This window comes from Pantoea sp. CFSAN033090, from assembly GCF_001264395.1.
Lineage (GTDB): Bacteria > Pseudomonadota > Gammaproteobacteria > Enterobacterales > Enterobacteriaceae > Pantoea > Pantoea agglomerans.
Window position 1 is genome coordinate 69,724 of record NZ_LGYX01000024.1, and the last position, 23,706, is coordinate 93,429.

The 23,706-nt window shown below is 55.5% G+C and carries 20 protein-coding genes; 7 read left to right on the forward strand and 13 right to left on the reverse strand.

From position 1 onward, the window contains the following. Positions 1-569: 569 nt before the first annotated feature. A complete protein-coding gene (locus AFL22_RS19130) occupies positions 570-1,589 on the reverse strand; it encodes an alpha/beta hydrolase (protein ID WP_050679539.1) in 1,020 nt (339 codons plus the stop codon). Between the two features lie 740 nt (positions 1,590-2,329). On the opposite strand from AFL22_RS19130, the gene uraH reads away from it, so the two are divergent. Then, positions 2,330-2,752, forward strand: coding sequence for a hydroxyisourate hydrolase (uraH, locus tag AFL22_RS19135; RefSeq protein ID WP_010244915.1), 423 nt, complete (start codon positions 2,330-2,332; stop codon positions 2,750-2,752). Positions 2,753-2,766: 14 nt separating this feature from the next. Here uraH and AFL22_RS19140 read toward each other — a convergent pair whose 3' ends face one another. Further along, positions 2,767-3,690, reverse strand: a complete 924-nt coding sequence (locus tag AFL22_RS19140; protein ID WP_052271945.1) for a LysR family transcriptional regulator — start codon at positions 3,688-3,690, stop codon at positions 2,767-2,769. Between the two features lie 152 nt (positions 3,691-3,842). Here AFL22_RS19140 and AFL22_RS19145 point away from each other — a divergent pair, with 152 nt between their 5' ends. Both AFL22_RS19145 and AFL22_RS19150 read left to right on the forward strand, forming a co-directional pair. Beyond that, positions 3,843-4,592 (forward strand): glucose 1-dehydrogenase, encoded by a 750-nt coding sequence (locus tag AFL22_RS19145; protein WP_052271946.1) that lies wholly within the window; start codon positions 3,843-3,845, stop codon positions 4,590-4,592. A 263-nt stretch (positions 4,593-4,855) separates the two neighbouring features. After that, positions 4,856-5,956 carry an NADH:flavin oxidoreductase/NADH oxidase gene (locus tag AFL22_RS19150; protein WP_031592311.1) on the forward strand — a complete coding sequence of 367 codons (1,101 nt, stop codon included), beginning with the start codon at positions 4,856-4,858 and terminating at the stop codon, positions 5,954-5,956. Between the two features lie 43 nt (positions 5,957-5,999). Here the strand turns inward: AFL22_RS19150 and AFL22_RS19155 are convergent, their stop codons facing one another. Then, a complete protein-coding gene (locus tag AFL22_RS19155; protein ID WP_010670144.1) occupies positions 6,000-6,584 on the reverse strand; it encodes an NUDIX domain-containing protein in 585 nt (194 codons plus the stop codon). An 83-nt stretch (positions 6,585-6,667) separates the two neighbouring features. On the opposite strand from AFL22_RS19155, the gene AFL22_RS19160 reads away from it, so the two are divergent. Then, positions 6,668-7,417, forward strand: coding sequence for a DeoR/GlpR family DNA-binding transcription regulator (locus tag AFL22_RS19160; RefSeq protein ID WP_010670143.1), 750 nt, complete (start codon positions 6,668-6,670; stop codon positions 7,415-7,417). Here AFL22_RS19160 and AFL22_RS19165 read toward each other — a convergent pair. Further along, the gene (locus tag AFL22_RS19165; RefSeq protein WP_052271947.1) at positions 7,410-7,928 is read right to left on the reverse strand and encodes a hypothetical protein; all 519 of its coding nucleotides are present in this window, start codon (positions 7,926-7,928) and stop codon (positions 7,410-7,412) included. The two genes, AFL22_RS19160 and AFL22_RS19165, sit on opposite strands and share 8 nt — an antisense overlap. Before the next feature lie 120 nt (positions 7,929-8,048). After that, the gene (locus tag AFL22_RS19170) at positions 8,049-8,447 is read right to left on the reverse strand and encodes a VOC family protein (RefSeq protein ID WP_033787865.1); all 399 of its coding nucleotides are present in this window, start codon (positions 8,445-8,447) and stop codon (positions 8,049-8,051) included. A gap of 319 nt (positions 8,448-8,766) precedes the next feature. Between AFL22_RS19170 and AFL22_RS19175 the strand changes: the two genes are divergently transcribed. Beyond that, a complete protein-coding gene (locus AFL22_RS19175; protein WP_052271948.1) occupies positions 8,767-9,798 on the forward strand; it encodes an NADP-dependent oxidoreductase in 1,032 nt (343 codons plus the stop codon). Between the two features lie 41 nt (positions 9,799-9,839). On the opposite strand, the gene AFL22_RS19180 is transcribed toward AFL22_RS19175, so the two are convergent. From AFL22_RS19180 to AFL22_RS19210, 7 genes are all read right to left on the reverse strand, one after another. Then, positions 9,840-10,700: a PfkB family carbohydrate kinase gene (locus AFL22_RS19180; RefSeq protein WP_033779184.1), complete on the reverse strand. Its 861-nt coding sequence runs from the start codon at positions 10,698-10,700 to the stop codon at positions 9,840-9,842. 2 nt (positions 10,701-10,702) lie between these two features. After that, positions 10,703-11,560 carry a MurR/RpiR family transcriptional regulator gene (locus tag AFL22_RS19185; protein WP_010244943.1) on the reverse strand — a complete coding sequence of 286 codons (858 nt, stop codon included), beginning with the start codon at positions 11,558-11,560 and terminating at the stop codon, positions 10,703-10,705. Beyond that, the gene (locus AFL22_RS19190) at positions 11,560-12,531 is read right to left on the reverse strand and encodes an ABC transporter permease (protein WP_052271949.1); all 972 of its coding nucleotides are present in this window, start codon (positions 12,529-12,531) and stop codon (positions 11,560-11,562) included. Before AFL22_RS19190 ends, AFL22_RS19185 begins: the two co-directional genes overlap by 1 nt. Before the next feature lie 32 nt (positions 12,532-12,563). Beyond that, a complete protein-coding gene (locus tag AFL22_RS19195; protein WP_052271950.1) occupies positions 12,564-14,066 on the reverse strand; it encodes a sugar ABC transporter ATP-binding protein in 1,503 nt (500 codons plus the stop codon). Between the two features lie 16 nt (positions 14,067-14,082). After that, positions 14,083-15,123, reverse strand: coding sequence for a substrate-binding domain-containing protein (locus AFL22_RS19200; protein ID WP_031592324.1), 1,041 nt, complete (start codon positions 15,121-15,123; stop codon positions 14,083-14,085). A 55-nt stretch (positions 15,124-15,178) separates the two neighbouring features. Then, a complete protein-coding gene (locus AFL22_RS19205) occupies positions 15,179-16,159 on the reverse strand; it encodes a TIM barrel protein (protein ID WP_022625661.1) in 981 nt (326 codons plus the stop codon). Between the two features lie 307 nt (positions 16,160-16,466). After that, the gene (locus AFL22_RS19210) at positions 16,467-18,824 is read right to left on the reverse strand and encodes a membrane-bound PQQ-dependent dehydrogenase, glucose/quinate/shikimate family (protein WP_052271951.1); all 2,358 of its coding nucleotides are present in this window, start codon (positions 18,822-18,824) and stop codon (positions 16,467-16,469) included. Positions 18,825-19,491: 667 nt separating this feature from the next. Between AFL22_RS19210 and AFL22_RS19215 the strand changes: the two genes are divergently transcribed. Together AFL22_RS19215 and AFL22_RS19220 are read left to right on the forward strand one after the other, a co-directional pair. Beyond that, positions 19,492-20,505 (forward strand): GT-D fold domain-containing glycosyltransferase, encoded by a 1,014-nt coding sequence (locus AFL22_RS19215; protein ID WP_052271952.1) that lies wholly within the window; start codon positions 19,492-19,494, stop codon positions 20,503-20,505. Between the two features lie 191 nt (positions 20,506-20,696). Further along, positions 20,697-22,019 (forward strand): MFS transporter, encoded by a 1,323-nt coding sequence (locus tag AFL22_RS19220; protein ID WP_010670137.1) that lies wholly within the window; start codon positions 20,697-20,699, stop codon positions 22,017-22,019. Between the two features lie 92 nt (positions 22,020-22,111). Here the strand turns inward: AFL22_RS19220 and AFL22_RS19225 are convergent, their stop codons facing one another. Then, positions 22,112-23,542 carry a cytosine permease gene (locus AFL22_RS19225; protein WP_033767224.1) on the reverse strand — a complete coding sequence of 477 codons (1,431 nt, stop codon included), beginning with the start codon at positions 23,540-23,542 and terminating at the stop codon, positions 22,112-22,114. Positions 23,543-23,706 lie beyond the last annotated feature (164 nt).

The following is a 23,706-nucleotide window of genomic DNA, read 5'->3' on the forward strand; positions in this document are numbered from 1 at the left end:
ACGTAGCGACGTCACTGCTTAAGTTGTGCAAAGCACCTGAGCAGAGAAACGGTCAGAATGCGCAGCAGTGCATCCAGCCAGCCGCAAAGGGCGAAGTCGTCATTGCATCGTCCGGCTGCAAATCTCCGATATCAGGTTTGTTGATGAGAGGATAGCGTGTAGAGTCGCTGAAGAAGATGTCCCGCAGGGAAAGCCATGCTGAATAACGTAGCATCACATTATTTCAGTTTCGGAACAGAATAAGCGACAGTAACAAGGTCAGGCAGACATTGTGATCGTTTCTGACAGATTTTGCTGTAAAGAGTAAAACAGTCAGGATCAGCCCAAAATGGTGAGCAGACCATACAATAGAGCATCACGCTCCCGATCAGAATCAATATGCGCATAATGTATATTATGTTAAATAAGATATTAACAGCGCACTTATCGGCTGGATACTGCTCCGTTCTTTCCTGGTGTTCCGGCAATCGCACTGCCCTGCGTCTTCGAACTGATTCCTTCAAACTTACTGTATGGTAAGAACCCCGGACGAAGATTCGGTCCGGGGTTGGTTTCATGTGACCGGTCAGTTATTTGAGATGCGAACGCAACTCTTCACCCGCCTGATTAATAGCTGTTCTGACCGTGGGTTCCTGACTTAACGCGTTCAGCAAACCGTAATCATGAATCATGCCATTGTAGCGCGTTACGGTAACCGGCACGCCTGCAGCATCCAGCTTACGACCGAACGCTTCACCTTCATCACGTAACACATCCAGCTCTGCAGTCTGAATCAGCGTTGGCGGCAGCCCTTTCAGCTGTTCAGTGGTGGCACGCAACGGTGATGCCAGGATGTTATTACGATCTTTTTCCGAAACGGTATAGTTATCCCAGAACCACTTCATCATGTTCTTCGTCAGGAAATGTCCGTCAGCAAATTGATCATACGACGCGGTGTCGAAACGCGCATCGGTAACCGGCCACAGCATCACATCATAACGGATGGCCGGCGTTTTAAACTGCTTCGCCTGCAAGGCAACCGCCGCCACCATGTTACCGCCAACGCTATTACCAACCAGCGCCAGACGTTTTCCGTCAACGCCAATGTCAGCGCCATGTTCGGCGACCCATTTAGTGGCTTCATAAGCCTGAGTAATTGCCACCGGGAAATGGGCTTCTGGCGATGGTTGATAATTGACAAATACCGCAGCAGCGCCGGATGCATTCACCATGTCACGTACCAGTCGCTCATGGGTCGGAAAATCACCCAGCACCCAGCCACCGCCGTGGAAGAACATAAACACCGGCAAGGTGCTGCTGGCGTGCTCGGGCTTAACGATGGTCAGCGTCAGAGGCTTGCCCTGTACGGTAATGATCTTCTGTGAAATCTGTGCCGGCGGCAGTTCTGCGCCCTTCTGCGCCCCCGTCAACACCGCTCGGGCATCTTTGACGGAGAGTTGCTCAATCGGTTTACCACTCCCGCTGTTGAGCGCCTTCAGGAAAGCGGCCACGCCTGCGGTCGGTTGCGGACTGTTTTCAGTGGGTGCAGCAAACGCGGTACTCATCTGGCTGGCTAACAATAATGCACTGGCGATCAGTTTCATTTTCATCACAGGGTTCCAATTAACTTGCTATTAAGTAGTGTGCTATCTGGTTGGCAGGACAATGACACGGCGAACCTGGATTGTAAACTACTAAATAGCACACTATTTATCTCAAGCTTTTACCCTCTCTGACTATTTTCGTCATTAACAGACTACTTTGCTGCTATCTGTATCGATTTTCAGCAATTAAGCACTGCGCCTGAGCACCTGAAAAAAGTCAGAAGCGTGGTGTTTTTTCTGATTAAGTTCAGCATGGACGCCAACGGTGCTCGTTACCCTATCCCGCTGCCGCTGCTGAGTCCGTTCGGTTATACACCCTGTCTCGGTCAGACCTTTGTACGTATCCGGCTCGCTGACCAGATGTGCCGGATTCACATTCTCACGTCATTCGCGACGGAAAGCAGCCCGCCCACGAGTCGATACATGTCCGGTAGTTGATAACTGACGAGACGATTCTGTGGATAGATCAGAGGATTGCTATCGCTACGTTGCCCGCCAGGGGCCAGGCTTTGTTTTATTGCTGAATTCAGAGAGGATTTCATCTGGTGCCTCTGTTCCCTGATTAGCTATGACTGCACAGGTGCTGGACTATGATTAAGCAGAAACATTGTATGATGTAACTAAAGACATTTTCCTTCTTTCTCAGAAATTTCACATTTCCTGCGGCTAAATATCTCTTTGCCCTCAGGCGCATTACTCTCTCTGCACTGTCACCCGACTTCAGACAATCAATAAAGGAAACATTGATGAAAACTTCATATGCCTTGATCGCAACATTACTGATGACCTCTGGCGCATCCGCTATCGCTGCTCAGCCTGCTACCGCTAAAAACCCACTGAGCGTGCACGTTCTTAACCTGCAAACTGGCCAGCCAACGGCAGGCATCGAAGTTGAACTGGATCAGAAGCAGCAGGATAACTGGGTGAAACTGGCGTCAGGCGTCACCGATAACAATGGTCGCATCAGCGCCCTGTTCCCGCAGGACAAAACAGCCAGTGCGGGTAGCTACCGCGTGGTGTTTAAAACCGGTGACTTCTATAAAAAGAACAACCAGAAAACCTTTTTCCCGGAGATCCCGGTTGAGTTCAACATGGAAGCCAGCGGTGAGCACTACCATATCCCGTTGCTGCTGAGCCCGTTTGGTTACTCTACCTATCGCGGCAACTGATCCCGATCCGGCACTCAGATGCCGGATTTCCCCTCTCCCGCTACCCGCGCCGGAAAGCACTCTACCAGCCAGTCGATAAATACCCGTAGCCGTTGCGTTACGTGCCGGTTTTGCGGATAAACCAGATGAAACGGATAACCCGCCGGACGCCAGTCGTGCAGGATCTCAACCATTTCTCCCTGCCGCAGAATCGACGACAGCGAATAATTAAATGTCTGAATGATCCCAAGCCCTGCCAGTCCCGCGGCCAGATGCGCGTTGCTTTCATTGACGCCTATGCGATGCGCACTGGTGATCTCAATTTTCTCTCCCTGACGTTCGAACCGAAGCGGAAATGGCTTGCCGGTTTGCGGCGAGAGATAACTCACCAGCCGGTGTCCGTTGCGCAGTTCATCAGGATAGGCGGGCACACCGAACGCTTTAAGGTAGGCGGGTGTCGCGCAGGTAATGAGCGTAGCGTGCCCTATCAGGCGGGCAATCAGTGAGGAATCGACCAGCGGACCGCCGCGGATCACACAATCAACGTTGTCGCTAATAAGATTGACCGGGCGATCGGATACGCCCAGATCCAGCGTAATATCAGGATAGCGGGCAAAGAAATCGGGCAGCAGCGGAATCAGAACGTCCCTGGCGGTAGATCCGCCGACATCGATGCGTAACTGCCCACGCGGCTTACTGCGCAGTGAATTGAAACAGGCATCAATATCCTCGAGATCGTGCAGGATGCGCAGCGCTTTCTCATAGTATTCACGCCCTTCTGCGGTGATGGTCACGCGTCGGGTGGTGCGCTGCAGTAGCCTGACGGAAAGATGCGCCTCCAGCTCCTGAACCAGCTTACTCAGCGTCGCCTTCGGCATATTCAGCGAGTCCGCCGCCCGGGTAAAACTGCCGCTTTCCACCACCCGTGAAAAGGCTTTTATCGCCAGCAGCTGATCCATTCTATCTCCCTATTATCCACCCGTGTGGATAGTCATTTTCATTTTAGCGGATTTATCCGCCAATCCTCCTCTCTTACAGTAGCAATCAGTCCGGCAGCCCCGCTGACCGGGAATAACCCAAACTGTCTAAGAGACTATCCGGAGAAGAACTTATGAACGCATCACTCGCAGGAAAAATTGCACTGGTTACGGGCGGAACGAGCGGAATTGGCCTGGCTACCGCCCGGGAGCTGGCGGCACAGGGCGCACAGGTTTTTATAACCGGCCGTCGTCAGGCGGAGCTGGATGCCGCCGTCGCTGAAATCGGCGGAACCGTCAGCGGCATCCGCGCAGACGCCTCACAACTGCACGATCTCGATGAGGTTTACTCGCGAATTGCAGCACAGGCGGGACGCCTCGATATTCTCTTTGCCAACGCCGGGGGCGGCGACATGCTGCCGCTGGGGGCGATTACTGAAGAGCATTTTGACCGTATCTTTGGCACTAACGTACGCGGCGTGCTGTTTACCGTCCAGAAAGCCCTGCCTCTGCTGGTTGATGGCGCATCGGTAATTCTGACCGGATCGACTGCCGGAGCGCAGGGTACTGCGGCTTTTAGCGTCTACAGCGCCAGTAAAGCGGCAGTGCGCAATTTTGCCCGTTCGTGGGCGCTGGATCTGAAAGATCGCGGAATCCGGATCAATGTCGTGAGCCCCGGCCCTGTCCGTACGCCTGGGCTGGGTGATCTGGTCAGTGAAGATCAGCGTCAGGGCTTGTTTGATGCGCTGGCAGCACAGATACCGCTTGGCCGCCTGGGTGAACCGCAGGAGGTTGCCCGCACCGTTGCGTTTCTTGCCTCGGATGCCGCCAGCTTTATCAATGCGGCAGAACTGTTTGTCGATGGTGGAATGGCACAGGTCTGAGACTCACCCTGTAGCTGAATATCAGCCCCTGGTGATTGTCCTTACCCGGTACGCAAAATCCCGGTTCGCCGGGCGTAAGCAGCAAGGCGCGCCTGGCTTAACCGTTAACGTATCAATGCCTGCCTGTGACATACGGCTGCGTTGATCTGTAACCTGAATCCGGCACGCCGTCATAAAATGTCACGTTGAAGAAACACCCGCCTGGCAAATCCCCCGCTATAGTTATTGCCTGTCACGTCAGTCATAAAAACCATGGAGATAACATGAGCCAACTTTTTTCCACTGTCTCGCTGGGCGAACTTACGCTGGATAACCGCATTGTGATTGCGCCGATGTGCCAGTACTCCGCTGAAGCGGGCAATGCGACCGCCTGGCACCGTATCCATCTTGGCCAGCTGGCCTTTTCCGGCGCAGGTCTGATGATCATTGAAGCCACCGCCGTAGAGGATATTGGTCGCATCTCCCCCGGCGATCTCGGTTTGTGGAATGATGATAATGAAGCTGCGCTGAAAACGGTTCTGGAAGATGTCCGCCGCTACTCCTCTATTCCGGTTGGTATTCAGCTGGGTCATGCGGGACGCAAAGCGTCGTGTGCCGTACCCTGGGAAGGCGGTAAGCAGATTGCGCCTGAAGCCGGCGGCTGGCAAACCGTGGCTCCGTCCGCACTGAGCTACAGCGCGGATGAAGTGAAACCGGTTGCCATGAACACTGACGATCTGGCGCGGGTAAAACAGGCCTTTGTCGACAGCGCCCTGCGTGCGGTGCGTCTGGGAATTCAGCTTATCGAAGTGCATGCCGCACACGGCTACCTGCTGCATCAGTTCCTGTCGCCGCTGTCGAATCAGCGCAGTGATGAATATGGCGGCTCGCTGGAAAACCGTATGCGCTTCCCACTGGAGGTCTTCAAAGCCGTTCGCGATGCCGTACCCGCTTCCGTGCCGGTAGGCGTGCGCATTTCTGCCACTGACTGGGTTGAAGGCGGCTGGGAGATCAATCAGTCAATCGCCTTCTCGCGTGAGCTGGAAGCGCTGAACAGTGCTTATATTCATGTCTCAAGTGGCGGTTTGTCGGAAGACCAGAAAATCAGCGTCGGACCCAATTATCAGGTGCCGTTCGCCCGCGATATTCGTGAGCAGGTGTCGATTCCGGTGATTGCGGTCGGCTTAATCACTGAGCCGCAGCAGGCAGAAGATCTGCTGCAACAGGGTGAAGCTGACCTTGTGGCGCTGGCGCGCGGTATTCTTTACGATCCGCGCTGGCCGTGGCACGCAGCCGCTGCGCTGGATGGTAAAGTCCAGGTTCCGCCACAGTATCTGCGTTCTGAACCGCACGATGTAAAAGGCATCCTGACGCAGGATCAGTAAGCTTTAACGGGCAGACCGCATTAACGGCGGTCTGCCCGTTCTCTTATAAAATGCCTTTCAGCCGCAGATGCTGCAGCAGCATGATGGTCTTGGCATCCACAATCTCACCCTGGTCAATCGCCTGTAACGCCTGGTCAAAACCGATCTCAAGCACCTCGATATCCTCACCCTCTTCCGCTATTCCGCCGCCTTCACCGCTACGCTGCTGATCGCCATACTCGGCAATAAAAAAGTAGAGTTTTTCAGTAACCGAACCGGGGCTCATAAAGGCTTCAAACACCTTCTGCACATGGCTGACGCGAAAACCGGTTTCCTCTTCGGCTTCGGCAACAATACGCGCTTCCGGCGAGGCGTTATCCAGCAGACCGGCGGCCGCTTCAATCAGAAAGCCATCATGCCCGTTAAGGAAAATCGGAAAGCGAAACTGACGGGTCAGTACCACCGTACGTTTGTCACGGTTGTAGAGCAGGATCACTGCGCCGTTACCGCGGTCATAGGCTTCACGGCTCTGCTCCTGCCAGCGGCCGTCACGACGCAGCAGCGAGAACGTATATTTTTTCAGGGTATACCAGTTGTCTGACAGCAACTGCTCATTGATGATGCGCACGCGGGGATGGTTCTGCTGCATGATGTTCTCCAGGATAGGTAGACAGCCATCACGCTATCATGCACAATCGTGCAAATTCAAGAAAAAACATGCAAAGGCCAGTTATGCTATCCAGCCAGCGAAAACAGACGATTCTTGCCCTGCTCGCCCAGGAAAAACAGGTGCAGTCGCGGGACCTCAGCCAGCGCTTTGGCCTATCCGAAGACTCTATCCGCCGCGACCTGCGTGAACTGGCGGCTGAAGGATTGTTGCAGCGGGTACATGGCGGCGCGCTGCCGGTTTCCGCTGCGCTGGCCACCTTTGAAACGCGCAAAAGCGTGCAGACTGCTTCCAAACAGGTTATTGCGCAAAAAGCCGTTTCACTGATCCAGCCGGGACAGATCGTACTGATTGATGGCGGGACCACCAGCGCGGAACTGGTGCGACTGTTACCCGCCACGCTGAGCTTTACCGCGGTTACGCACAGTCCCAGCGTGGCGCTGGCGTTAGCCGATCATCCACTCGTGGAGATCATACTGATTGGCGGGCAGCTCTATAAACATTCAGTGGTGACGGTGGGCGCAGCGATGCTGGAGTCGATCAACCGCATCAATGCCGATCTCTTTTTTATGGGCGTCACCGGCGTGCATCCGGCGGCGGGCCTGACCACCGGTAATTTCGAAGAGGCGACGGTCAAGCGTGCGCTGGCAGGACGCGCAGCGGAAACCGTGGTGCTGGCGTCAGCGGAAAAGCTGAACTCCGCCTCGGCATTTGCCATAGGCGACCTGTCGCTGGCCAGCACGCTGGTCGTGGAAACGCAGCCGGACGAGGCGCTGCGACAGGCGCTGAGCCAGCAGGGTGTGACGGTCATCTGAGTTCGTAGCAGGCCTGCAGCGCAAGATACGGGCCGGTCAATGGTCGCTGTTTGACAGGAAACTGCTGTGCTACTGGCGTCATTGAGCTTTGCGCCAGGGCCACCGTAACGGCTCCCTGCTGATAAGCCTGCTCTGCTGCTGCTGCAATCAGTGCAAAATAGCGTGTTGTCTCCCCCGCTTTAAACGCCGCCCATGCTCCCTCCACCAGCACGACCTCCACCTGGCTGCCGGGCTGGCAGAAAAGTGCCCGCGTCGCCGCCAGCGTTGACTCTGCCGCACAGAGCGCAACCTTGCGCCCTGCCTGACGCTGCAGCGCCTCCGCCAACATCCCGTCGGTGCGCATGACCCGATCCTGCGCGCTGAAATCACCGGCAACCGGCCCCAGCGTCGAGCAGGTGATCAGCACCGCATCGAACTGCGGCAGCAGCGTTTCAATCATTTGGGCAATACGGCGGCGTAACGCAGTCGTCATCCCGCCGCTGCGTTCCGCTTCTGCCAGCAGCGCAGGCATCACCAGATGATTCAGCGGTGGATTGTCATGTGTCAGTGCGCTGGCGGCATCATCAAATATCGCGATATTACTGACCGCGGTGTGAAAGCAAAGAATGTTCAGGGTGAACTCCGGTACAGGTCAGATTGCGGATTGCCAGGCTGCATGCTGGATAACAACACGATAACCATCCCTGTCGCTAAATGTCACGCCCCGTTGATCCCAGTAAGGATTCAATGCAGGAACCCGCATAAATCCTGCCTCATCCATACAGGCACATCGGGCCAGCCAGTCAGGCCGTTGCGGAATGTAGAGCACCAGCAGGTCCTCATCTGTCGGCGATGGCCGGACGGGATGCGTGTGACAGAGCGTGAATTCGAGATGCCAGCCCACCCCTTCAGCGCCCAGCATCACGCCACTGAACCCCTGATGATCAGTAAACTCACCGATTTCTTGCAACCCCAGCCCGTGGCAATAGTTCTGACTGCTTTGCGTCAGGTCTGTCACCGGTCGGGCAATACGCAGATGCTGTATAATCATGGTTCTCTCCCTGTAGAGTTCACTGATATTTATCACAATCTTCAGAGCTTCCCGTGACGCCGGATGCGTGTCATGCCGCACTGCTGTTGACTCGCCTGCCCGTTTTTTGCAAGCGGATGTGAACAGCCATCAGACTGAATCCATGACGCCAATGGTCCTGCATCCGCTGTGTCCCCGTGGTTAGCACCCTATGCCCTGTTATCGGTAAATCAGTTTACCGCTCACAGCGCTAAACGCATTCCCGCCGCTGTCATCTACACTTTCCCGGTATTCATATGGTGGTGCCCTGAGCATTGCCCGGCTATAAAAGGATGACAATATGACTGAACAAGCAACCCAGAACCATGCCTGGTTACTGGGTTCACGCCCACACGGTGAGCCGACCAAAGAGAATTTCCGCCATGTGGCGCAGCCCGTCCCGGAAATCAAAGAGGGTGAAGTACTGCTGAAAACCATCTATCTCTCGCTTGACCCCTACATGCGTGGGCGGATGGACGAGGGTAAATCCTACGCCGCGCCGGCAGAGCTGGATCAGCCGATGGTGGGAGGCACCGTCTGTCAGGTCGCCGAATCGAAAAACAGTGACTTCAAGACCGGTGACTGGGTGCTGGCGCAGAGCGGCTGGCAGGAATATGCCGTCTCCGATGGCAAAGAGATTGCGAAGCTGGGCAACGATCTGCCTCATCCCTCATGGGCGCTGGGTATTCTCGGTATGCCAGGCTTTACCGCCTATATGGGTCTGATGGATATTGGTCAGCCGAAAGCGGGTGAAACCCTGGTCGTTGCCGCCGCAACCGGTCCGGTGGGCGCAACGGTCGGCCAGCTGGGTAAACAGAAAGGCTGCCGTGTCGTTGGTGTGGCGGGCGGTGAAGAGAAATGCCGTTACGCGGTCGATACGCTGGGCTTTGATGCCTGCCTCGATCACCATAGCGCCGACTTTGAAGAGCAGCTGAAAAATGCCTGCCCGGATGGCATCGATATCTACTTCGAAAACGTCGGTGGCAAAGTGTTTGATGCCGTATTCCCGCTGCTGAACACCGCTGCGCGCGTGCCGGTCTGTGGTCTGGTCTCGGCTTACAGCCAGCGTGAGCTGCCGCAAGGCCCGGACAGAACCTCTCTGATCATGGCGGGCATTCTGAAACGCCGTATCCGTATGCAGGGCTTTATCATCTTCCAGGATTATGGTGACCGTTACCCTGAGTTCCTGGAGGCGATGCGTCCGCTGGTGGAGAACAAAAAAATCCACTATCGCGAGCACATGATTGAAGGATTAGAGAACGCGCCACAGGCGTTTATCGATATGCTGAATGGCAAAAACTTTGGTAAAACCGTGGTGAACGTCGGCGCCTGATGACGTTAGCGTGCCGCGTCACTGACGTGGCACGCCATTAATCAGTGCGGCTGCCGGGAAACGTGTTCGGCAGCTGCACGATTTGCCGCACTCACCGCTTCTGCCAGCGTTACCCCGCTACTCAGGCGCTGACACAACACGCCGACAAAACAATCCCCGGCACCGTGGGTGCTCACCAGTGTCACCTTCTGCGCCGCCAGGGTATGCGTCTCTCCCGCCTCGCTGTAAGCCACACCATGTTCACCAGCGGTAACCACCACTCTGGCAAACCGGCTGGCCAGCGATTCTGCCGCTGAGCGCGCCGACGTCAGATCCTGCACACTAATCCCGCACATATCGCGCGCTTCAATGGCGTTCACCACCAGCAGATCGATACAGTTTTCAAACGCGGCTGACAACGGCCGGGCGGGCGCGGCATTGACGCAGACCGTAATCCCCCGCTGCTGTGCCGCCTGGGCCGCACAGAGGTTCACCGCTTCCGGGACTTCATTTTGCAGCACCAGCAGCGACACCCCCTGCCAGAAGCCGGGCTGCTCAAAGGTCTCCAGCGGGATCTGCTGATTGGCATTGGAGACCACCACCGCACCGTAATCTCCTTCGGCATCGGTAATCGCCACGCTCATCCCGGAGGGAAGCGCATCAATGATGCTGACGGCGGTGCAATCGACCCCGGCCTGCTGCAGATGATCCAGCAGGAATTGCCCCTGCTGATCGCGCCCCACTGAACCGGCGAAGCGCACTGCGGCACCCGCGCGTGCCGCTGCGACGGCCTGATTCCCCCCCTTGCCACCAAACTTATAGTGACAGGCGCTGCCCATCACCGTTTCGCCTTTTTCCGGGCGATGGTGTGCATCCAGCATAATGTCGTAGTGAAGACTGCCGGTGACTGCAATTTTGCTCATAGCTAGAATTCCCGCAGATCCTGAACCGCATGCTGGGTTTTCATCAGGTTCTTCTCCGCCCGCTTCAGATCTTTCTTGGCGATAGCGACAAACAGCGCATCCAGAATATTGAGCTGGGCGATGCGTGACGCGGCGTTTTCACCCAGCAGATGCGATCCCTGAGAGGTTGAATTGAGGACCACATGCGCACTCTTCGCGATCGGGGATTCGGCATAGTTGGTAATGGCGATAACTTTCGCGCCATTCCTCCCCGCCAGTCTGACCGGATCGTTCACCGCACGCGTAGCACCCGAATGGCTGATGGCGATAACCACATCGTCATCAGATAACACGGCGGCTGACATCAGCATGATGTGGGCGTCGTCATAGGCAGTCGACTTAATGCCAATCTTCAGCATCTTGTGTGACAGGTCCCGCGCCACGGCGGCAGAACCGCCCACGGCGTAGAGATCGATATGACGCGCTTTAAAGATAATGTCCGCCGCACGATTGAATTCAGAAACATCCAGAATCGATAAGGTCTCTTCAATCGCCTGGATAGAGGTTCTGAAAACTTTGGCCAGCAACTGCTCCGACGAATCATCCGGCTCAATTTCCGCATGCAGCCCTGCCACTTCAGACTGGTTGTAATAGATCAGGCCACTTCTGAAATGCCTGAAGCCGGTGAAGTTAAGTTTTTTGGTAATCTTAACGATCATCGCTTCAGAGACATTATTCTCCCGCGCAATCTCCTTTAATGAGGATTGCTCGGTAATGTCGGTTCGGGCAATTATCGCCTCAGCTACCCGACGTTCTAACGGCGTCAGCTGGGGCAAACGCATGCGAATCTGAGCGCCAATGGCTCGCGGATCTTGCTTCATTACTTGCCTCGGGTCGCCCGGTCAATCAACATCGCTATGATAATAATAAGGCCGGTAGCGAGCAATTGGTAAAAGGCCTGAATGTTCAGTAAGGTCAAGCCATTACGTAACGCACCGAGGATAACCACGCCGATCAGCGTTCCGAAGATACTGCCCTTGCCGCCCATTAACGACGCACCGCCAATGGCCGCCGCCGCAATCGCATCCAGTTCCCACAGGTTGCCGATGGTCGGTTCGGCAGCCCCCAGACGACCAATCAGAATCAGCGAGGCCAGTGAGGCCAGTAAGCCGGAGAAGATATAGACCGTGACCTTGGTGAGCTTAACCGGCACACCTGCGACCCGCGCCGCCTCTTCATTGCCGCCAATCGCCAGAATATATTCCCCCAGCGGGGTCTTATTCATCACCGTCCACAGCAGCAGCGCAATCACTGCCACAATCACAATCGGCGTCGGGATACCGAAAAGCGTACTGTTAATCAGGCTGCGAAATTCCAGCGGAATACCGAAGATGGGATTGCCGCCGGTGTAGATCAGCGCAATTGCCCGGAACAGCGACAGGCCGCCCAGCGTCACAATAAACGGCTGCAGCCCGGCATAGGCGATCAGTGTGCCGCTGAACAGCCCGCACATCGCGCCCACACCCAGCGTCGCGAGGATCGCCAGCGGCACCGGCACGCCCGATGCCATCAGGGTTGCACCCAGCACCGCAGAGAGCGCCGCCGTGGGGCCGACCGAGAGGTCAATCCCGCCGGAGATAATCACCAGCGTCATGCCCAGTGCAATCAGGGCGTTGATTGAGGACTGCTGCAGAATATTCAGCAGATTAGGCAGCGTGAAAAAGACCGGCGACAGAAACGAAAATGTCACCACGATAATCAGTAAGCCAATTAAGGTACCGGCATCACGCAGATTAAATTTAAGCCGCAGCGCAGGTCGGGTACCCGGCCCGGTAGATGTCTGAGTTGTCATAGTTATAACCTTAAATAGTGTCAGGTAAGCGGTCAGGCGGTCTGGTCGATATCTTTGATGGCATAACGGGCAATGTTCTCTTCGGTGATCGCGCTGCCGGTTAACTCTTTGGTTATCCGGCCCTCGCGCATCACCAACACCCGATCGGAGATGCGCATGATCTCGGTCATTTCTGACGACACCACCACAATGGCTTTGCCCGCCTGGGCCAGTTTTTCAATCAGGTGATAGATTTCAGACTTGGCACCAATATCGATACCGCGCGTCGGTTCATCAAACAGAAACACATTGGCATCCGCCGCAACCCAGCGGCCGATGATCACTTTTTGCTGATTGCCGCCGCTCAGCGTGCCGATGGTTTTCTCAATGTCGAGCGGGCGCAGTTTCAGGTCGCCCATGACCCTCAGCGCCTCGCGGTCCAGCCGGGCCTGGTTCATCAGCCCCGCCGACGTGAAGCGGTGCATCGACGGCAGCGCCATATTCATCTTCACCGCCCGCTCTTTGATAATGCCCTCTTTTTTGCGGTCTTCTGGTACCAGGCCAATGCCCGCCTTGATCGCCGCACGCACGTTGTGGTTCTTCACCGCGGCACCGTTGACGCTCACCGTGCCACGGGTGCGCCTGTCGATACCGGCAATCAGCTTCAGCAGTTCGGTGCGCCCCGCGCCGACCAGTCCGGCAATGCCCAGCACTTCGCCCGCACGAACGCTAAAGTTTGCCGCCACCACCTCATTGCCACGCGTCAGATCCTCTACCCGCATCACTTCGCGATCGGTGACAAACGCCTGATGGTCAAGCTTGTCGATCTTCCGTCCGACCATTTTGGCGACGATGCTCTCCTCATCCTCATCATTGATGTTGACCACCCCAACCTGCTTTCCGTCACGCATAATGGTGGCGCGGTCGCACACCCGGAAAATCTCATTCATCTTGTGCGAGACATAGATCAGCGAGACGCCGGTCGACTTCAGATCGCCAATCAGCTCCGCCAGCCGGTCAAATTCGCGTGGCGTCAGGCTGGAGGTCGGCTCATCCATGGCGATGATTTTGGCGTCATCCAGCAGCGCCCGGGCAATCTCAACGATCTGCTGCTGCGATACCTTGAGGTTCCTGATCGGCGTATCGGGATCGATAGTGGGATCCAGCGTCTTCAGAATCAGGGTAGCCCGCGCCAGCTGGGCCTTTTTATCCACCCACCAGCCTCCGGCGCGGGTCAGCGGGCGACCCAGAAACATGTTCTGCGCCACGGAAAGCTCAGGCACATGCTGTAACTCCTGGTGGATCATCGCGATCCCGGCCTGACGGGCGCTGAGCGGACTGCGGATCTGCACCCGGTTTCCATTGACGCTGATCTCTCCGCTGTCCGCACCGCGAACGCCGGAGAGGATATTCAGCAGCGTCGACTTACCCGCGCCATTTTCCCCAATCAGCGCGTGCACCTCGCCGGGCCGCACTGAGAAATCGACATCCTGCAGCGCGGCGGCGTTACCGTAACTTTTGCTGATGCCACGCATCATTAAGCGAAACTGTTCCATACCCGCTCCCGCTGACTTATTGTTGAGCCAGCAGCTGACGCAACCGGTTGTTGTCTTTGGTTGAGAACGCTTCGACATTCTCTTTGGTGATCAGCGCCTGGGGTGTCGAGACAACGCGCGACAGTTTCTGTCCGTTGATCAGCCGGATAATGACGTCCATCGCCACTTCACCGGTCAGCACCGGGAAACTGTCGACCGTGCCGGTCAGCTCGCCGCGCTTAATCGAGGCGTAGGCATCGGAAATACCGTCAGTGCCAAAGATGGCCACCTGTGACGCTTTGTTCTGCGCGCGTACCGCCTCCACCACGCCCAGCGCCATGGTGTCGTTGTTGGCGTAGAAGCCGATCAAATCAGGATGCTGCTGCAGAATGGTCGATGCGGCGTTAAAGGCCTGCTCACGACTCCAGTTAGCGGGTACGCTGGCCACGATGGTGAACTTACCGGCGCTGTCCAGCGTCTCTTTAAAGCCACGGGTGCGCTGTCCGGCGGCATAAACCCCTGGCTGCCCTTCAATCACCGCCACTTTGCCGCCCTGCGGATGGTGCTGAATAAACCATTTCGCCACCCGCACGCCATTGTCTTTCTGGACGTTGCCGACGTAGTAGCGCGCATTCGGCATTACCGCATCATTAACGTTCACCACCGGGATATTTTTACTGTTGGCACTCTCCAGTGCAGGCTCCAGGTTGATATCGGTCTGCGGCGAAACCAGCAGGCCGTTAAAGCCCTGCGAGATCAGGGTTTCCGCAATGGAGAGCTGACCGAGCTGATCGTCTTCATTGGCCGCCGCCTGATAAGCGACAGTGAAACCATACTTTTTCGCCGCGTTCTGGTAGCCCTGGCCGAGTGAGCGCCAGTACTCATTGGTCAGGGTTTTCGATACCCCGCCAATCTTCAGCGACTTATCGACTTTTGGCAGTGCGCCATATTTGGTGTCGAGCTGGGTCCAGTCGGTGCGATCCGGTTCAGTATCGGATTGCAGCGGTGCCAGTTCTGCCGCATAAACCGTGCTGCAGAGCAGTGAGGAGGCGATAAGAGCAAGCAGGCGTTTTTTCATTTTTTATTCTCAGGGTGTTGGGTAGAGGTGTGATGTTTTTATGATTAATCGGCTGTCAGCGGGCCAGCATGATGTCATTGACGATCTGCTGAGAGGCCACCGCATCCTGACGCCCGATGGCCGCCAGTAACGCCGCGTTGTCGTGCAGCTGGTCACACAGCCTCAGCAGACGGGTCACGGTCGCAATATTGCTTTCTGCCTCACGGATCGGGTCAAGACCGCTGGCATCCGGGAAGGTATCGAAGTAGTAGGCACCGCGATAACCATCACGCTGCATCTGCCAGAGAAACTCCAGCGTGGCGCGAGGGTTGACTGAGCCGACCATCAGGCCGTCATCACGCTTGCCCCAGCCGTCGTTAAGGTCCAGCCCCAGCAGCCGTGAGCGGCGCGCCACCATGGCGGCGGCGTAAGCCGGGATCTCATTGGCAAACAGTACATGAGCAAAATCCAGGGTGATCCCCAGGTTGGCGCAGCCCGCCTCTTCCACGGCCAGCAGACAGGTGGTGGCGTTGGGAAAGATGCTGTAGGCGCGTGGCTCATTGGGTTTATATTCGATGCTGACGTCAACGTCCGGTGCATACTCCGCCACTTCACGCACGGCGCTGACCGCATCCTCCCAGATTTTCTTATAGTCCGCCTGGAAGCAGTAATCGAAACCGTCCTGCCCCATCCACAGCGTCATCAGCCGTGAACCAAATTCCCGACCCGCGTCAATGCCCCGTTTGGTCAGCTCAATCGCTTCGCGACGCACTTTCGCGTCGGGATGGGTAAACGCGCCGATTTTGAACTGCGGCGCGTCCCAGCGCATTTGCATACCGTTAACGGCCAGACCCGCATCACTGATCGCCTGGCGCAGTGTGGGAATATCGCTGGTGAGATGTTGCGGAAAGTTGAGGTCGAGATGCGTTAAGCCTTTGACCTTGCCTGCACGGGCAACCATCTGCAGCACAGAGGGCTTGCCCTGCTGATCGGGCCAGTAGAGGTGCGCCCCCGAGGCGAAAGAGTTAAGACGGGTAGCAAATTTCAGTTCCGACATGAGCATCAATCCTTCAGAGTGCGTATTGTGAAGTACTTTTCGTGTTCACGATAAATTGTGAAGTCATATATTAATCTACGCCTCGCGGCTTAATGCGCAAGTCTGTCAGGCAGGAGAAATCGTTAAAGCGGGAGCGCTGTCACGAAATGGTTTCGATGCGTTATCAGATGATGTGAATGCGGAGATGAAAGAATTGAGATGAAATACAACAGGTTGTCGCGCGAAGCCGGGTGTGAGATCTGGCAGGCAGAGGTGTGAAAAAAGCTGAGCGCCAGGGCGGCGCTCAGCGGGTCGGTTTTTTAAACAATCACTTCAGACGGAAAGCGACAACGCTGTCGCCCGCCGTGGTACCGAGCGAGCCGTGGCCGCCCGCGGCAATTACCACATACTGCTTGCCATCTTTGCCCATAAAGGTGGATGGCGTGGCCTGCGCACCCGCGCTCAGTTCAGTCTGCCACAGCAGTTCGCCGGTGGTGCTGTCGTAAGCACGGAAGAAGTTATCTGCCGTTGCGCCGTGGAACACCAGATCACCCGCCGTCAGCAGCGGTCCGCCGTGCGCCACCATGCCCATCGGGAAACCGAGCGGGAAGCGGCCAGGCAGGAAGCTGGTCTTGAGGTTTTTGGTGGTGCCGACGCGACGCAGCCATTCGGTTTTGCCGGTGGTCAGATCCACACCGACCATCCGTCCCCACGGTGGCGCGATGCAGGGAATACCCAGACCCGACGCCATCTGCTGGATGTGGATAGCGTAGTCACCGTGGAAGTTCTCATTCCAGTACGGCGTACCATCTTTGGTGAAGGTACGCTGGTTTTCGGTTTCCGGCGTGCGTCTGATGAGGTTGTATTTGTAAGCCAGGCGCACCGGTGCCGCAATCAGCATCTGACGCTGTGGATCAACCGCTACTGAACCCCAGTTAAACACCCCGATGTTGCCCGGGAAGATCAGCGAGCCTTTCTCCGTTGGTGGCGTCCACGGGTTACCGTCATAGCGCAGTTCACGGAACGTGGTGCGGCAGGCCATCTGGTCAAACGGCGTAATGCCCCACATTGACTTCTCAGTCAGCGGCTGCGGAATGAAGTTCAGGCTTGAGACCGGCTGAGTCGCCGCATACTGCTCGCCTTTAATACCATCCGTGGAGACCTTAACCTGCTCTACCGGATAAACCGGTTCGCCGGTCAGGCGGTTCAGCACAAACAGGTTGCCGGTTTTGGTCGGCAGGATCACCGCCGGTTGCGGTTTGCCCTGATAGTTGATGTCCACCAGCGACGGCTGTGACGGGTTATCGCGATCCCAGAGGTCGTGGTTCGAACTCTGATAACGCCATTTGAACGCACCGGTTTTCAGATCCAGTGCCACCAGCGCATCACGGAATTTTTCAGTGTTGCTGGCGGGATCGCGTTCAAGTCCCACTTCATCCGGCGAGGCGTTACCAAACGGCACATAGACCAGGCCGTTTTTCAGATCGGCGCTCAGGGTGGCCCAGGCGACCGGGGTATCCTGCGGATAGGTTGCCCCTTCAGCGACCGGTGCGGTGTTATCCGGGTTAGCCGGATCGAAGTTCCACACCAGACGACCGCTGACGGCATCATAGGCACGGATCACACCTGATGGGTTACCGCTGTTGAAGCCGTTATCCATCACCGAACCGCCGACAATCACCAGGTTGCCCGCCACCAGTGGCGCGGCAGTCTGCATCAGCGCGTGCGGACGCACCTCGCCCATGTTGGCGCGCAGATTCACCACACCGTTGTCACCAAAGTCAGCACAGGCTTTACCGGTATCGGCATCCAGCGCCAGCAGGCGGGCATCGGTGGTGGCATTGAAGATACGCTTGCGGCAGATGGCCGGCGATGCGCCCGTCTGCGCCTGCGCCTGCTGACCGGCATCGAAGTAGCTCACGCCACGACAGGTCTGGTGCTGCTGCAGATAAGAGCGGTTTTTATCCGGCGTCGTTTTCCACTTCACCGCACCGGTTTCCGGGTCAAGAGCATGGACTTCGTTGTGCGGCGTACAGAAGTAGAGCATGCCGTTGGCTTTCAGCGGTGTCGCTTCAAAGGTGTATTCGGTCGCATCATCACCCTGACGCAGGTCGCCGGTGTGATAGGTCCAGGCCACTTCAAGATCTTTCACGTTATCTTTAGTGATCTGCTTCAGCGCCGAGAAGCGCTGGCCATCTGTGGTTCCGCCATAGGCGCTCCACTCTTCAGCGGCACCGCCGGTCGCAGAGGCGTTGCGCGGCGTATTAATGGCGCCCTGCTGCGGCAGCGGATCGTAGAAGCAGAGACCGATGACCAGCAGCACCATCAGGACGACGGAACCCCCGAGGAAAGGATGGAAACGACGCTGCCCCTGATAGAGCGGACGCACCACCCACGGCAGCGCCAGCCAGAGACCCAGCACGCCAAACAGGTCGCCGCGCGGGATCCACTGCCATTTGTCGAAGCCCACTTCCCAGATAGTCCAGAACAGAGTGATCCACATCAGCAGCGCATAAAGCGTCAGCGCACTGCGTTTGTTCATCAACAGCAGAATCGCGCTGAGCAGAACGCCCACGCCCATCAGCGCATAGAACGCGCTGCCTCCTGCAAGCAGGAGTTGTCCTCCCATGTAAATCAGGGCGATAGCAAATATCACCATGATTATACTGGTTATTTTATTGATCATGATCCATCCTCGGGTCATTAGCGGCAATTGAAAGGTTAAGCTGGAAACATAAATTCAACGAGATTTTAACTTACGCACGAAATATGTAAAAACGTGTATAAGCGTTAATCATTAGAAATATTTATTATAAATGTCACCTGTTAATGCGGTCAGGCCGCTTTTTTTACTTTCTGAAGGGCTGATTACGGGATATCCATCACAAAAAATTAACCATAGGCTGCTAACGACCGCACCTTTTGTTCAAAAGCGATTAATTAACAGACAAGCCGCCCTTCTGTAACGCCAGCTAAAGTGTGCCCGACGAAAGATTTTCAGAGTCAAATAATCATAATGGTTTATTAACTCTGCTCTGAAATAACTCTTATTGCTGAAATCGGGAATGTTACTGCCCTGCTGTTATTATTGGCGGCTTCATCAACGCTGGTGCGGTGTCGCTGATGTTTAAATGATTTAATTATGCCATCCAGAGCGCGCTTTTATTATTTTCCTGTAAAAGCATTCGCAGGGAATAGATTAATGAAAAAAGGCATTTTGCCGATGAAAACGATTTCAGATATTCCGTAGCATGACGCTTATTTTACCTGTGATATATATCAGCTCTCTTATATTCGTTTATCCGGCCAGCAGGCGGGATTTTTCTGGCAGCAATAAACCAGGCAGGTTAACTATGACCGCACTTCACGCTATTTATCGCAAGTTTCGTTTCCCTTTTAAGTTTCTTAATGCTGCCATTCGCTATCCTGCCGCGCAGGCACGGGTAAAGCGTTATTCCGTCATGTCGATAGAAGAGACTGTCGATCTATTATTACGTAACCCACAATTATCCCTGGCCCGTTATGGCGACGGTGAACTGGAAATGACCTGGTATAAAAATATCGGTTTTCAGCCATTTGACCCGAATCTCTCTGCACGGCTTAAAGCCTTGCTGCAGCAGGATTCAGGGGCCAATCCGAACTGTCTGATCTGTCTGCCGGATGCCTTTCGCACCACCCGTAATATGCGGGGTGGGTCGGCCCTGTTCTGGTTCTTCCATAAATCATTTTATTTTAAATATTATGAGGCTCTGCTGAATAAACAGTACCAGTATGGAAATACCTCGGTGACCCGTCCCTATCACGATTATAAAGGCAAGCAATTATCCCGGACGATATTTGATAAGTTTAAACAGCTCTATCAGGGCCGCCGGGTATTAATTGTGGAAGGCAGTGGAACGCGCCTGGGATTAGGCAATGATTTACTGGAGGGAGCCAGCGAAGTGAAACGTATTACGACGCTGAACCGTAATGCCTTTTCCGTCTATGATCGTCTGTTTGATACCGTTTTAAAGAATGCCGTCAACTTTGACCTGGTCTTGATTTCATTAGGGCCGACCGCAACCGTGCTGGCATATGATTTAAGTCAGCACGGTATCCGCTGTATTGATAGCGGCCACGTCGATATTGAATATGAGTGGATGCTGGCCAGTGCCACCAGCAAAATAAAAGTGGACGGAAAAAACGTCAATGAGGCAGGCGTACTGCTGAGTGAACAGACTACGGTGGCAGATGCGACTTATCAGCAGCAGATTTTACAACACGTTGGCGAAATACCCCAGGTCGGGACGGCTGATACAGAAGCAGTCACGGAAGCCGTGGTTATCCCGCTGCCACACGTCAGCCCCAACCATCATAACGCCGCCTGAGCCTCACCACCGACAGGCAGCGGCTGCACCGCATTGAAGCGCAGGCGAATTATTAGCGGGATCAGTTAACCCCCTTCGGTGCGGACTCAGAGGCCCGAATTCTGTGCTTGTCCGCGGTTTGCCGGATAAATACCCTTTCCGGCATCAATTTTGCTTCTGCTCTCCTGAGACATTTAATCAGGAGAAGTGAGATGACAACCAGCCGTTACCGTTACACCATATTTTCACTGCTGTTCCTGATCGCCCTGATCAACTATATCGATCGCGGCGCCCTGTCGTTTGCGGCTAACGCCATTGCGGCGGAGTATCACTTCAGCAAAGTCCAGCTCGGTGCAGTGCTGGGCTACTTTGGCTTTGGCTATCTGTTTGGTTCGCTGTGTGGCGGCTTTCTTGCCGACCGTATCGGCACGAAAAAAGTCTGGCTGCTGGCAGGCGTACTCTGGTCGCTGCTGGAGATCGCCACCGCCTGGGCGGGGGAACTGGGCATGGCGCTGTTTGGCGGATCCGCCATTATGGGCTTTGCTGCCCTTCGCATTATGTTTGGTTTTTCCGAAGGCCCGGCCTATGCGCTGATGAACAAGGCGATTGCTCACTGGGCACCCGATAATGAGCGCGGCTTTGCGCTGGGCATCGGCCTGCTCTCGACCCAGGTTGGCGCGCTGCTGACCGCCCCGATTGCGGTGGGCCTGCTGCTGCTGACCCATGACTGGCGGATGATGTTTATCCTGCTCGGTGTTTTCTCCCTGCTGGCGATGGCGCTGTTTGCCCGCACCTTCAGCGACAGCCCGGAGAAAAGTCCACATACCAATGCCGCAGAACGTCAGCTTATCCAGACCGGTCAGCGCCGCAGCGCGGGCGACAGCGTACCACTGCCCTGGTGGCGCTTCTTTACCAGCCGCACCCTGGTCTGCAACGCGCTGGGCTACTTCTCATTCCTCTACATCACCTTTACCCTGGTGACCTGGATGCCGAAATATCTGCAGGATAATTTCCATTACGACCTGCACTCACTGTGGTACGTCGCGATGATCCCGTGGAGCGGCGCCTGTATTACGGTGCTGCTGGGCGGTCGCATTGCCGATGCCCTGCTGGCTCGCTTCCGTAATCTGCGTCTGGCGCGCAATCTGTTTGCCGCCGTCACGCTGTGCGGCACCGCCTGCTGCTTTATGGCGATCCCCTATGTGCAGTCGGCTGCCGGGATTATTGCACTGATGACCCTGGGCAATGCGCTGAATGCACTGGTAAACAATGTCTACTGGTCGGTGGTGATTGATGTCACCCCTAAAGCGTCGGTGGGTACCTATAGTGGCATGACGCTGGCGATAGCCAATCTGGCAGCGATTATCTCTCCGATGCTCTGCGGCTGGCTGGCGGAATATTACGGCTATAACGCGATGTTTACCGTCACCGCACTGATCGCCTTTGGCAGTATGCTGGCAATGACACTACTGCAACCGGAGAAGCCGCTGGTGGCCGAGGCGCAGACCGGCGCAGCGGACGTTTCTGCCGCCTGATCTTAAAAGAGGATTTCCTGACACGCGGGTGATCACACACCCGCGAAGAGTGACACTCCCTGAAAGGCAGTCGCTCAGGCGGTCTGACCTTGTTATTGGGCGGGATAAATTGACTGTTCGGGGATGCCCCGACGATCCCAGCGGCTGGCGATCAGCCATAACAGTGCCGTCGCAAACCAGCCGATGATCCACGAGACATCATTACCGGCAAAAATCCAGGTCAGCGATCCATGGTGCAGCGGATTATCGATAAACGGCAGTTGCACCAGCACGCCCAGAAAATAGACGGTAATACCGGCCAGGTTCCAGCGTCCATAGCGTCCGTCCGGCTGCGACAGTGCCGGGACATCAACCCTGCCCCTGGTGATCAGATAGAAATCGGTCAGGCTGATCGCGCTCCACGGCACAAAGAAAGCCAGCAGAAACAGCAGGAAGTGGGTGAAGGATTTCAGAAAGGCCGGTTCACTGAGCAGAGCAATGACGCAGGCCAGCGTAACCATAAGCACCACGAACAGAATGCGCCCACCCCGACTCAGCGTGGTCTTCTGCCGGAAGCCAGAGACAATGGTGGTCAGTGACATAAAACTGCCGTAGGCGTTCAGTGTGGTAAACGTGATTTTTCCAAAGCAAATGGCGAAATAAATCACCATGGCCATGGTCGCCGTGCTACCCATGCTCACGATGTAACCGACCTCATTGCCTGCAAACGCACTTCCGGCAATGGCAGCGACAATCACCCCCAGCGTCATTGAAGCCTGCGTGCCAAGTACAGTGCCAAAAAAGACTGAGCTGAAGAGTTTCTTCGCGGAGACATCAGCTGGCAGATAGCGTGAATAGTCCGAGACATAAGGACAGAAGGCAATTTGCCAGGATGAAGACAGGGAGACCGCCAGCAGGAAATTTGCCGGGGTAAAGTGCTGATTCTGCCACACGGCTGATAAGTCATGCGCAGAGAACAGCGTGATAAACAGATAAGCAAAGGCTAAAACGCCAATGACGCTCGCCAGCTTGCCCAGTTGATGAATCACGCGATAGCCCAGCACCGCAATGATCACGATGAGGATGCTGAACAGGATCATCCCGGTTGAATGACTGACATGGATAAGTTTAGCCAGCGCCTGCCCGGCTAATACTGTCCCGCTGGCTGAAAATCCCACATACATAATGCACACCAGCACCAGAGGAATAACAGCACCAAACACGCCAAACTGCATACGGCTGGTGATCATCTGCGGTAAACCCAGGCGCGGACCCTGGATCGCATGCAAAGACATGATCGCTGCACCCAGAATCTGCCCCACCAGTAAGCCGATAAGAGACCACACGACGTCTCCACCCAGCACCACGGCCAGCGCACCCGTGACAATAGCCGTGATTTGCAGATTGCCACCAAACCAGAGCGTGAACTGGTTAAAGGGATGACCATGACGTTCACCCAACGGGATGTAATCAATGGAGCGGGTTTCTGACAGGCCCTGTTTCTCTGAGCCTGAATAATCTGATACAGATGATTTGACCGACATAGATTCCTCGCTGGAACAGTGAGAGACGTGTTGACTGAAAGCGTGATTTGCCCAATCCAGGGTTGAGAGTACATGTCTATACAAGCAGCGATATTGTCATGCGCATCGGGAAGTTACAAGGCAACCGGTCATTGGAAAATGTGATGATATCGACAGGCCTGTCA